The sequence below is a fragment of the Bradyrhizobium manausense genome, assembly GCF_001440035.1.
GTDB classification, from domain to species: domain Bacteria; phylum Pseudomonadota; class Alphaproteobacteria; order Rhizobiales; family Xanthobacteraceae; genus Bradyrhizobium; species Bradyrhizobium manausense.
On record NZ_LJYG01000101.1, the window covers coordinates 45,128 to 56,963 of the forward strand.

The 11,836-nt window shown below is 64.3% G+C and carries 11 protein-coding genes; 6 read left to right on the top strand and 5 right to left on the bottom strand.

Annotated features, from left to right (window positions below; translation table 11 throughout):
• The 4 genes from AOQ71_RS48480 to AOQ71_RS25255 form a co-directional block, all read right to left on the bottom strand.
• On the bottom strand, positions 1–607 hold a 607-nt coding region (locus AOQ71_RS48480), incomplete at its 3' end, for an amidohydrolase family protein (RefSeq protein ID WP_245317108.1).
• A 14-nt stretch (positions 608–621) separates the two neighbouring features.
• Positions 622–1,686 (bottom strand): amidohydrolase family protein, encoded by a 1,065-nt coding sequence (locus AOQ71_RS25245; RefSeq protein WP_057752613.1) that lies wholly within the window; start codon positions 1,684–1,686, stop codon positions 622–624.
• Between the two features lie 208 nt (positions 1,687–1,894).
• The gene (locus AOQ71_RS25250; RefSeq protein WP_057752617.1) at positions 1,895–2,170 is read right to left on the bottom strand and encodes a YiaA/YiaB family inner membrane protein; all 276 of its coding nucleotides are present in this window, start codon (positions 2,168–2,170) and stop codon (positions 1,895–1,897) included.
• A gap of 40 nt (positions 2,171–2,210) precedes the next feature.
• Positions 2,211–2,906 carry a PspA/IM30 family protein gene (locus tag AOQ71_RS25255; protein ID WP_057752620.1) on the bottom strand — a complete coding sequence of 232 codons (696 nt, stop codon included), beginning with the start codon at positions 2,904–2,906 and terminating at the stop codon, positions 2,211–2,213.
• Positions 2,907–3,006: 100 nt separating this feature from the next.
• On the opposite strand from AOQ71_RS25255, the gene AOQ71_RS25260 reads away from it, so the two are divergent.
• The 3 genes from AOQ71_RS25260 (at position 3,007) to AOQ71_RS25270 (ending at position 6,976) form a co-directional block, all read left to right on the top strand.
• Complete coding sequence (locus tag AOQ71_RS25260; RefSeq protein WP_083514483.1) at positions 3,007–3,630, top strand: TetR/AcrR family transcriptional regulator; 624 nt, start codon at positions 3,007–3,009, stop codon at positions 3,628–3,630.
• A 115-nt stretch (positions 3,631–3,745) separates the two neighbouring features.
• A complete protein-coding gene (hydA, locus tag AOQ71_RS25265) occupies positions 3,746–5,200 on the top strand; it encodes a dihydropyrimidinase (protein ID WP_057752623.1) in 1,455 nt (484 codons plus the stop codon).
• Positions 5,201–5,353: 153 nt separating this feature from the next.
• Positions 5,354–6,976, top strand: a complete 1,623-nt coding sequence (locus tag AOQ71_RS25270; RefSeq protein WP_057752626.1) for an ABC transporter substrate-binding protein — start codon at positions 5,354–5,356, stop codon at positions 6,974–6,976.
• Here the strand turns inward: AOQ71_RS25270 and AOQ71_RS25275 are convergent.
• The gene (locus AOQ71_RS25275; protein WP_057752629.1) at positions 6,973–8,316 is read right to left on the bottom strand and encodes a glycoside hydrolase family 3 N-terminal domain-containing protein; all 1,344 of its coding nucleotides are present in this window, start codon (positions 8,314–8,316) and stop codon (positions 6,973–6,975) included. The genes AOQ71_RS25270 and AOQ71_RS25275 overlap by 4 nt on opposite strands.
• Positions 8,317–8,504: 188 nt before the next feature.
• Here AOQ71_RS25275 and AOQ71_RS25280 point away from each other — a divergent pair, with 188 nt between their 5' ends.
• The 3 genes from AOQ71_RS25280 to AOQ71_RS25290 form a co-directional block, all read left to right on the top strand.
• Entirely contained in the window at positions 8,505–10,007 is a 1,503-nt protein-coding gene (locus AOQ71_RS25280; protein WP_057752632.1) for a DUF4153 domain-containing protein, read from the top strand.
• Between the two features lie 12 nt (positions 10,008–10,019).
• Positions 10,020–10,724 (top strand): response regulator, encoded by a 705-nt coding sequence (locus tag AOQ71_RS25285; RefSeq protein WP_057752636.1) that lies wholly within the window; start codon positions 10,020–10,022, stop codon positions 10,722–10,724.
• The coding region (locus AOQ71_RS25290; RefSeq protein WP_245317109.1) for a histidine kinase dimerization/phospho-acceptor domain-containing protein at positions 10,721–11,836 on the top strand (1,116 nt) is incomplete at its 3' end. The genes AOQ71_RS25285 and AOQ71_RS25290, both read left to right, overlap by 4 nt.

Consider the following 11,836-nt stretch of genomic DNA (forward strand, 5'->3'; position numbering starts at 1 on the left):
GGTCGAGCGCCTGGGCGCGCTCGTAGATCGGCCAGTAGCGGCGGCGCCCCAGCGGTTCGTTGGCGCGCGGCGAGACGTTGATCTGGATGTATTCGCCCGTTTTGGCGCAGCGCTCGATCTCGGCGATTGCCAGATCCACCCCGTCCTGCCCAACCAGGATCGAGGCCTTCAGGCGCGGATCGCGATGCGACCAGAACGCCAGTTGCCAATCATTGATGGCGCGCTGAATTGCGGCGCCGAATTCGAGATTCTGCTGCGAGAAGATGAAGAGATCGAGCACCTGCAGGATGCCGAACTCGACATCGAGCGGATCGAGATGCTGCTTCTGCATGAAGGCGAGATCGGAGCCGGGCGGCCCGCCGGTCGGCGGCCAGGCATCACGCCGCGCGATCAACGGCGAGGAGCGCGGATATGGCGTGGTGAAGAGATAGGGCGTGCGCAGATGGCTGCCATATTCCTTCAGATGCTGCTGCCAGCGCTTTGGCAGGAACTCGTTGAGATCATCGTGCGAACGCAGGCTCGGATGCACGTCGCAATCGACGATGCGCAGCCTCGAAACAGCGGGCTTCTCGTCGTCGCGCAGCGGGCGGTCGATGACTTCACTCATGCGAACCTCCTGAACTAGTTAACCAGCGACAGCCGCGGAAACGTCTCCAGCGGATTGTCGACGCACATTTTCGCAATGATGCTCTTTGGCAGATGCGGCGGGATCGGATCGTCGCCGTCGAACTGCCAATGCGGATAATCGGACGCGAACAGGAACATTTTTTCCGAGCCGATCTGGTCGATGATCGCCTCGACGCTTCTGGCATCACCCGGTGCATCGAACGGCTGCATGGTGACGCGGAAATTGTCGCGGATGATCGCGGCCGGCTCGCGCTCGACCCAGGGCACCTCGACGCGCACGCCGCGCCAGGTCTTGTTGGCGCGCCACATGAAGGCCGGCAACCAGCTCACGCCTGATTCCATCAGCACGACCTTGAGACCAGGGTATTTGCCGAACACGCCCTCATAGATCAGGCTCAAGATTTGCGCCTGAAACGCCTGCGCCTCGACAAAGTAATATTCGTAGCGGTGCGAGGGCCAGCCGGCCGAGCTCGGTGCCTGGCGATATTGCGTGCCGGCATGAATCGCGAGCGGCAACTTGTACTTCTCGGCGAGCTGGTAGACCGGCCAGAAATGCCGCCGGCCCAGCAAAGTCTCGCCCTGCGCCAGCACCAGGATGGACACGAACCTGTTGTCGCCGGCGCGGCGTTCGATTTCCTCGATCGCGAGATCCGGCGCCTGCATCGGCACCACAATCGACGCGCGCAGGCGCGGGTCGCGCGACAGCCATTCGGCGGCGATCCAATCGTTGATGGCCTTGCAGAAGTCGGCAGCCATATAGGCATCGAACACGGCCTGGGCGCCGTAGAGCACGTTGAGGATGGCGTGGCTGGCGCCGAGCTGGTCGAAGGCGCCCTTCTGCACCATGGCGAGGTCGGAACCCGGCCTCGTGCCATTGGCCGGCCGCCAGTCGGCGCGGCCCGACAGCGGCATGCTGGGCGGATAGGAAGTAAGATCGAGGCCGTCGATGGCGCGGCTGACCACCTGCTCTTTCCAGTGATCACTGAGATAGGGCAGCAGCGTCGTGCGCGTGCCACCAACCGCCGGATGGATGTCGCAGTCGATCCGCGTCACCGCCATGGGAAGCTTCCTCGGGCCTTCTTTGTTGGCGGCGTTCTCTGCACCGCCAGCGCAGAGTGCTCCGGCCGATGCCGCGGCGCAAGGCCGCAGACCTGTGCGATCCGTCATGGCTCGGTTGCATTTCGCAGGCGCGATATGCGGATCGAACGCGCGGTGGATGCGCCGGCACCCACCGGGTCACATTGCAAGCCGCTTCCAGGCGTTCGGCTCACGCGGCTTTGGAGACCTCCATCAGCAGCCGCTCGGCCTTGGCGTCCTCGATGCGGTTCACGAGGCGGCTGCTCTCGTGGTTGTCACGCACGGTCTTGGTCAAGGTGACGCAGGTCTGGATCAGCATCACGATGCCCATGGAGAGATAGCCCTTCATCCAGAGATCGATCGGCAGGAAGAAGACGCCGAGGGCGACGAGGAAGGCGGAGGCCGCGAAGGACACGTAAGTGAAGGTCACCCAGGCACCACTGTGGGGTTGGCCGTTCTGGTTCATGGTCGTCTCCTGTTGGTTCCGATGATGAGTGGGCTCGAGATCAGGCAGTCGGTGTGCGCTTGGACTTCAACCGGGCCAGCACGTCGTCCGCAGTTGTCTTGAGCCGGGGGCCAAAGCCCTGCTCGGCGAGTCTCTCGGCGGTGGCGAGCGGGCCGCTGGCCGCATCGAGCTCGACCAGCGCATCGTCGGCGGCCTGAGCCTCGATCTGCCGCTCGCGCAGACGCCGCAAGGTGCTCTCGGCCTCGGGCAGCGTAGACTCGTAAGGGCGCGCTGCCTCGATGCCGCTGCGACGGAGCGAGCGCACCGCCTCCGATGCGCGGGCGACACGGCGGCCGCGATCGAGCTCGGTGATGCGGGCCTGCGCGCTCGCGACATGGCGCTTCAACCGGGCAATCTCGGTTGCGAACAGCGCCCTCGCCGTCAACGCCGCGTCACGGTCAGCCTCGAGGCCCGCGATGGCTTCGGCAGCTTCCTTGGCCAGATCCTCGCGGCCACCATCGAGCGCCGCCACAGCGCGGGTCTCGAGGTCGGCGATTCGGGCGACAGTGGCTTCGAGCTTGCGGCCTTCCTGCTGATCCTGTGCGATCGCCAGCGCCAGCGTCCGCTTGCTGCGCTCGACGGCCGCAGCCGCATCGCGCATCTGCTGGTCGAGAATCAGCAGGGCGGTGCGGTCCTCCAGCTCCTCGCCGGCGGCGGCCACGCTGCCGCCGAAAAGTGTGACGACGGTCTTGAACATTGCTTGCTCCCTGTTATGAGCATTGCTCATAGCAGCTTTGTAGCACATCTTGAGCGTCGCTCAAGATAAATTTGAGCGACGCTCACGGAATTGATAGCGAATGACTAAAGCCTTGGAACGGCGAGAGAAATTGCGGGCCGACCTGATCCTGGCGGCGGAGCGGATGATCGCGAGCCGCGGATTGGCGGGCCTGAAAACCCGCGATCTTGCCAGCGAGATCGGCTGCGCCAACGGGGCGGTCTACAATCTCGTCGCCGACGTGGACGAGCTGATCCTGCGGGTCGGCTCGCGCACACTGCATCGACTGGACGACGCGCTCAGCGCCGCGGAAGGCGCCGGCGAGCCCGCGCCCCAGGAGAGGCTGGTCCGCATCGCGATTGCCTATTGCGATTTCGCTGCAGAAAATCTCCAGCTCTGGCGCGCGCTGTTCGAGCATCGCATGGCGGCCGACAAGATCGTCCCGGACTGGTCCGTTGACGACCAGATGCGGCTGTTCAGGCATATCTATGTGCCGCTCGCCGCTCTGTTTCCCAGACGCAGCCCGGAGGACCTCGGCATCACCGCGCGCAGCCTGTTCTCGGCGGTGCACGGCATGGTGGCGCTCGGACTGGAGCAGAAGCTGGTCGCCGTGCCGCTACCGGCGCTGCGCAAGGAAATCGCCGGCCTCGTGCGCGCGATGATCGACGGATTGATCGCGCGGGCACCTAGCGGTCGCGAGGCGTAGCGAAGCCAAGGGCGGAAATCCAAGGGCGGCGGTTGACTAAAATTTCGCCTGTCACATCATGCCCGCTGTGCTTAGTTTTCCCGCGTTTCGTCCTCCCCTCCTTTCGGAGTTTCCCATGTCCCTCCTCATCCGCGGCGGCACCGTCGTCAATCATGATCATTCGCGCCGGGCGGACGTGCTGATCGAGGGCGACAGCATCGTCGCGATCGGTGCATCGATCGCAGCGCCCACGGGCACGGAGATCCTCGACGCCGGCGGCGCCTATATCATTCCGGGCGGCATCGATCCGCACACCCATTTGGAAATGCCGTTCATGGGCACCGTCACCGCCGACGATTTCGAATCCGGCACGAAAGCGGCGCTGACCGGCGGTACCACCATGGTGGTGGATTTCTGCCTGCCTGATCCCGGCCAGTCGATGCTCGCCGCCTATCAGGAATGGCGTCACAAATCCGAGAAGGCGGCGAGCGATTACGGCTTCCACATGGCGGTGACGTCGTGGTCGAAACAGATCTATGACGAGATGGAAACCGTGGTCAAAACCTACGGCATCAACACTTTCAAGCATTTCATGGCCTACAAAGGCGCGCTGATGGTGAACGACGACGAGCTTTACAACTCGTTCGCGCGCTGCGCCCATCTCGGCGCCATGCCGGTGGTGCACGCCGAAAACGGCGATGTGGTCGCGCTGATGCAGGAAGCCTTGATCGCGCGCGGCGTCACGGGTCCGGAAGGGCACGCCTATTCACGGCCGCCCGAGGTCGAGGGCGAAGCCACCAACCGCGCCATCATGATCGCCGACATGACGGGCACGCCGGTCTATATCGTGCACACCAGCTGCCGCGAGGCCCATGAGGCGATCGCCCGCGCGCGGGCTGCCGGCAAGCGCGTCTATGGCGAGCCGCTGATCCAGCATCTCTTGCTCGATGAGCGCGAATATCAGAACAAAAATTGGGATCATTCCGCGCAGCGCGTGATGTCGCCGCCGTTCCGCGACAAGTCGCACCAGGACAGTCTATGGGCGGGCTTGCAGTCCGGCTCGCTGCAAGTGGTCGCAACCGACCATTGCGCCTTCACGACGGAGCAGAAGCGGTTCGGCCTCGGTGACTTCAGAAAGATCCCGAACGGCACCGGCGGCCTCGAGGATCGCCTCGCGCTGCTCTGGACCGCCGGCGTGGCCACGGGCCGTCTGACCAAGGAAGAGTTCGTCGCGGTCACCTCGGCGAACATCGCCCGCATCCTCAACATCTATCCGCGCAAGGGCGCGGTCGCCGTCGGCTCGGATGCGGACATCGTGGTGTGGGATCCGAAGGCGACGAAAACCATCAGCGCGAAGCGGCAGATGAGCCGGATCGACTACAACGTGTTCGAAGGCTTTGCCTGCACCGGCGGTGCGGCCGCGACACTTTCGCGCGGTCGCATCGTTTGGAAGGATGGCGATCTGCGTGCCGAGGCCGGCGATGGCCATTATGTCGAACGGCCGGCGTTCTCGCCGGTGCACGTCGCGAACTCGACCTGGAAGGAGCTGACCGCCCCGCGCGGCGTCGAGCGCGGAGCGGTGACGCCGTAGCGGGCCCGCGTCCCTCGACCAAGGTCCGAGCGCTGGTCGATTTCCTGTCCGAGGAGCTGAGATAGCGGCACGCAGATGCGACGCCGTGAAGCGCAGCTGATGGCATGCGCCTTGCCTCTTTAGGGCGCTGATCCCTTCGCAAAAGAGGCTCCGATGAGCGCATCACCTTTTGACATCAATCGCCGCGATTTGGTGCTTGGCGGCCTGAGCGCCGCCGGTATGGCAGCATTTGCTCCACGTCTCGCATCGGCGCAGGGGCGCAGCGAGACGCTGCTGGTGGTGCAGGAGCTTGGGCCGAACTCGCTGGACATGCAGGGCGTCGGCTCCAACCAGACGGTGAACGGCCTGTCCTGGAATTGCTATGACCGCCTGCTGACCTATGCGTCGAAGACGCTGCCCGACGGCACATTGTCTTACGACCGCGAAAAGCTCGCGCCGGAACTCGCCGAGAGCTGGGAGGTTGCCGCTGACGGCATGTCCTGCACTTTCAAGCTGCGGAAGGACGCCAAATTCCACGACGGCACGCCGGCCACGGCCAAAGACGTCAAATGGTCTTTCGACCGCGCGGTGAAGGTCGGCGGTTTCCCGACCTTCCAGATGTCGGCGGGCTCGCTCGAAAGGCCGGAGCAGTTCGTGGTGGTCGACGATCACACCTTCCGCATCGACTATGTCCGCAAGGACAAGATGCTGCTGTTCAACGTCGCCGTCGTCGTGCCTTTCATCATCAATTCCGAGCTGGCGAAGAAGAACGCGACGGCGGAAGACCCGTGGGCGCTGGCGTGGCTGAAGAACAACGAGGCCGGCGGCGGGGCCTACAAGATCGAGAGCTGGAAGCCGGGCAGCGAGACCGTGCTGGCGCGCTTCGACGACTGGAAGAGCGGACCGCTGCCGAAGGTCAAGCGCGTCATCGCGCGCGACGTTCCTTCCGCCGGCACTCGGCGCGCCATGCTGGAACGGGGGGATGCCGATATTTCGAGCGGCTTTGCGCCGCGCGATTTCGAGCAGATCATCAGGGAGGGCAAGGTCAAGGTTTCGGGCGTGCCGATCCCGAATGCGCTTTGGTACGTCGCGCTGAATACGTCGAAGCCGCCGTTCGACAATGCCAAGCTGCGTCAGGCCATCGCCTGGGCGATGCCTTATGAGCAGATCCAGAGCAGTGCCTTCTTCGGCCGCGCCGTTCCCATGTATGGCGGCGCGGCAGACGTCTCGAAGCCGGTCTGGCCTCGACCGTCTCCCTACGTTACCGATCTCGACAAGGCCAAGGCGCTGATGAAGGAGGCCGGTTTCGAGTCCGGCCTGGAGACGTCGCTGTCGTTGGACACGGGCACGGCCACCGTCGGCGAGCCGACCGCGATCCTGATCCAGGAGAGCCTCGCCAAGATCGGCATCAAGACCTCAATCGAAAAGATCCCAGGCGCGAACTGGCGGACGACGCTGAACAAGAAAGAACTGCCGCTCGCGCTCAACCGCTTCAGTGGCTGGCTCGACTATCCCGAATATTACTTCTACTGGAATTTCCACGGCAACAATTCGATCTTCAACATCTCCTCCTACCAGAACAAGGAGATGGACGCGCTGATCGACAAGGCGCGCTTCACCACTGACGCCGCTGAATACGACAGCTGCGTGAAGAATTTCATAGCGCTCTGCATGCGCGACGTTCCCGTCATTCCGCTTAACCAGCCGATCCACGACGTCGCCATGCAGAAAAACGTCGGCGGCTACGAATTCTGGTTTCACCGCGAGCCGGACTATCGTCAGTTCGCGAAGGGTTAGTTCTTTTCGACAACGCGGACGGGGCCTGAAGCCGTCCGCGCCTGCGCGATCGGAAGACCCCGTTCCAGCCGCGCCGCGCTTGCGCGCAGCATGGCCGCATCGAGCTTGCCCTGCCGCGATCCGTCGAGCGCACAGCCGAAGATCCGGTAGAATTGCGCGCCGTCATAGGCGACCAGCAGCAGGTCGACGCCGGCGTTGACGGCCTCGACCACGGCTTTGCAGACGTCGTGCTGATAGATCGCACCCATCACGAGGTCGTCGGTCATGACCAGGCCCTGGTATTTCCAAGTGCTGCGGATAATGCCGTCGACGACGCGTTTCGAATGCGAGGCGGGGCGATCAGGATCGACAGCAGTCAGGGTGATATGGCCGACCATCAGCGCACTGTGCGACTGCGACAGCACTTCGCGGAACGGCCGCCAGTCGGTCGCTTCCAGCTCCCTGACCGGCGTATCGAGGTTGGCGTTGAAATGGTGTGTGTCGGTGCGCACACGTCCGATGCCGGGGAAATGTTTGAGCGTGGCGCCCACGCCGGACGCTTCGAGTCCGCGAACGTAGGCAGTAGCGATCGTGCTGACGACGGCGGGATCTGTAGCAATCGCCCGCTGGCCAATCAGCGTATGAAAGTCGAGGCGGTTGCGCCGGTGCGGCGGCTTCAGATCGAGTACGGGCGCGAGGTTGAGGTATACGCCAAGGCCGGCGAGCTCGCGGCCATGGATGCGGCCGAACTCTTCCGCCCTGGCCTGCTGGTCTTCTGGAGCAAGCCCGGAGAGCGTCGCCAGGGCCGGCACTTTGGTCAGCGGCGGCGCGAGGTGGCCGACGATGCCGCCCTCCTGGTCCGCGGCGACGATCAGGGGCGGCAGGCCGGCGGCACGCCTGACATCCTGGAGCGCCGCGATCTCGGCACGCAGCGCATCGACCGATCGGCCACGGATGTTGTGCCGGGTGACGTAGACGCCGCCGATCAGGCCCTGTTCGGCAAGGCGCGCGACCTCTGGAAAAGAGGAATAGCCGACCACGAAGTGCGGCCCGAGCTGACGTGCCTCGGCCACGTCAGCGCTGAGCACGTCGTGCTTGCGCAGCTCGAAGCTGAAATGCGCCGCCGCCATCAGCATCGGCGGCAGGCACCAGAGCATGACGAGCAACCTGCCGGAGAGGCTGTGCCAGCGCCCGTGGCGAAGGAGCAGGACGGCGATCGCGATACTCGCGATGATGAGCGCGATGTTTCCACCACCACGCAGCGGGACCAGATAGGGATCGTTCTTGTTCGCGGCCGCGACCGCGACGACAGGCGCGGCACACCATAGCAAGATCAGGCCGGCACGACGGAGGAACTGCATGATGCGTTACGTCCGAGGAATGGCGGATGATCCGCACCTACCAAAGCGATTTGCGCTGCGCGAGAGGCAAAAGCGCGCCTGCACGAAATCTGCAAAAGACTCCTGAAACGGTGCAGACGTTGATCCCGCCTTCTGCACATCTGCCGTGCAGATTCGCGATGCCACCCATCACGAAAGGTGTTCTGGACATGACGAGCCTGGCTTCGACGATCGCGGCGGACATCCAGCCGATCAGGCAATCCGCAATTCCAGCCAAGCTTGGCTGCGCGCTGGCGCTGGCTGCGCTCGCCGACTGGCTGTTCTATGGCCATCGGATCGGGCTGTCGCTGACGCTGTTTGCGATCGCGACGGTCTGCATGTCGATGCTGTTCAATTATGCCGCGCTTGATCGGCGTCGCGCCATGATCGGGGCCGTCATCCTCGTTGCGGGCCTGATACCGGCGATCGAGGAGCTCAACGCGCTGTCCTCCCTGATTCTCGTGGCGGCGCTCGCCATTGCCCTGCTGTTTGCGACCAGCCCGGAAACGAGCGGGCTTGCCGATCGTGCGCGTGCACTGCGCACCTTCTTTCTGCTCGGCCCCTTCAGGGTCTTCCTCGAAGCGCTTCAGGTCTTCAACATGTCCGCATTCACCCGCGGCATCGCACTCTGGCTGCTGCCGGCGACGCTTGGCACCGTCTTTGTCACCCTGTTCGCGGCGGCCAATCCGGTGATCGAGCAGTGGGTATCCCTGCTCAACCCGAAAATCATCCTCGATCATGTCAGCCCCCCGCGCGTGCTGTTCTGGACCATGATGCTGGCGTTGGTCTGGCCGTTCATCCATGTGCGCTGGCGCCGCAGGAAACTTGTCATCACAGACGTCGCCGAGGCCCCCGTGCCACCGCCACTGCCGCCCGTCGTCTCGGTCGAATTCCTTGGCCCCTCCACCATCCTGCGCTCGCTGATCCTGTTCAATCTGCTGTTCGCGGCGCAGTCCGTTCTCGATGGCCTCTATCTCTGGGGACATGTGGCGTTGCCCGCCAACACGACCTATGCGGCCTACGCCCATCGCGGCGCCTATCCGTTGATCGCAACCGCGCTGCTCGCCGCCGCCTTCGTGCTGGTCGCAATGCGTCCGGGCGGGCCGGCAGAGAAATCCACCGTGATCCGCCCGCTGGTCTATCTCTGGGTGGCGCAGAACGTGCTGCTGGTCGCCTCGTCCATCCTCCGCCTCGATCTCTACGTGGGCATCTACATGCTGACCTATTGGCGCATCGCGGCCTTCATCTGGATGGGACTCGTGGCGCTGGGGCTCATCCTGATCGTCGCACGCATCGCGCTCGACGGGTCGAACCGCTGGCTTGTCGGCGCCAACCTGATCGCGTTAACGATGGTGCTGTATGGTGCTTCTCTGGTGAACTTCGATGCATTCATTGCCGACTACAATCTGAAACACAGCAGTGAAATGGGAGGGAACGGCGTGAAGATCGATGCCAACTACCTCCTCACATTGGGCCCGCAGGCGCTGCCTGCGATCGACAAGGTCATCGCGCTGCGCGGCGGCGATTACTGTCTTGCGGGACGTCGGGATCGACTTGTAGAAGGTCAACGGCAGGATCTGACCTGGCGGGCCTGGGGCTTTCGGAGCTGGCGGCTGCAACGCAGGCTCGACGCGCAAGCCAAGAGCCCGCCGAGCAATCAGCCGGCAGGGTGAGCGGAGAGAGACTTGGCGCATCGCATTCTCATCGTCGACGACGAGGGCCACATCCGCGAGGTCATCCGCGTTGCGCTGAAGAAAGCCGGCATGGACGTGGTCGAGGCTCGCGACGGCAAGGAGGCGCTTCTCCGCTATGCCACCGACAAGCCCGATCTGATCGTGCTCGACATCGGCATGCCCGAGTTCGACGGGCTCGACGTCTGCCGCGAGATCCGCAAAGTCTCCGACGTGCCCATCCTGTTCCTGTCGGCGCGCGACGAGGAGATCGACCGCATCCTCGGCCTCGAGATCGGCGGCGACGACTACGTCACAAAGCCCTTCAGCCCCCGCGAGCTGGTAGCGCGGGTCAATGTCATCCTGCGCCGGCTCGGCCCGCGCAATGGCGAAGCCAAGGCTGGGCCCGCCGCGCTGTCGCAGGGCGGCCTGCTGATCGATCCCGAGCAGCATGTGGCGACCTTCGCTGGTACGCCGCTGAAGCTGACTGCAATCGAGTTCGGCATCTTGCGAGCATTCCTGACCCGGCCGACGTCGGTGTTCAACCGCGAGCAGCTGATGCGGGCGGCCTACCAGCTCAACATCCAGGTCTCCGACCGCACCATCGACAGTCACATCCGCAACATCCGCGCCAAACTCGCGGCGCTGGCTTGCGACAACGTGATCGAGACCATTCACGGTGTCGGCTTCAAGCTCGGCCGCTGCGAGAAAGAGGCATGAGCGCTCCGCCTGACAAATGGCGGCCGTCGCTCGGACTCGTGATCTTCGCGGTGCTCGCGACCGTCGCCGTGCTGCCGCTGGTCGGCCTGTTCTTCTTCCGCCTCTACGACAACCAGCTGATCCGCCAGACCCAGGCCGAGCTGATCGCGCAGAGCCGCGTGCTGGCGACGATCTATGCGCAGGAGGTCACGGCACGGCTCGACAGCGGCTTGATGCTCGGCGCCGAGGTGGCGCCGAACGTGCTGCCAGATCCCGGCGATCAGTTCACGCCGATCCGGCCAGCGCTCGATCTCACCGCCAATGATCTGTTGCGACGGCGGCCGGACGCGATGCCCGCATCCCGGCCGGCGCAGCAGGCTTACGTCGAGATCGGCGCCAAGCTGACGCCGATCATCCGCGAGACCCAGAAGGTGACGCTGGCGGGGTTTCGCATCCTGGATCCGCAAGGCGTGGTGATCGCGGGGCGGCAGGAGGTCGGACAGTCGCTTGCGCATATCGAGGAGGTCGCGGACGCGCTGCACGGGCAGTACCGCGCGACGTTGCGCAACCGCGTGCCCGACAAGCCGCCACCGCCGATCTATTCCTTCAGCCGCGGGCTTGGCGTGCACGTATTCTCGGCCATGCCCGTCATTGTCAACAACCGCGTCGCCGGGGTGATCTACACCACGCGGACGCCGAGCAATATCTTCGACCATCTCTACCAGGAGCGCGCAAAGTTCGTGCTGGCGGGGCTGGCCGTGATTCTCGGCACGATCGCGATCGGCCTGGTATTCTCGCGCACCATCACGCTGCCGATGCGCGAGTTGATCGACCGCGCCGCCAGAATCGGCCGCGGCGACCGCGAGGCGTTCCAGCCGCTCCGGCACTACGGCACGCGCGAGTTCGCGCAGCTCTCGCACAGCTTTCTCGGCATGGCCGAGCAGCTCGCAAGGCGCTCCGACTATATCGCGACGTTCTCGGCCCATCTCACCCATGAGCTGAAATCGCCGCTGACCTCGATCAAGGGCGCGGCCGAGCTGTTGCAGGATTCATTTCAGGGCAAGCCCGATGGCCTGACGCCGTCAGAGCAGCGGACCTTCATCGCCAACATCCTCTCCGACACAAAGCGGCTC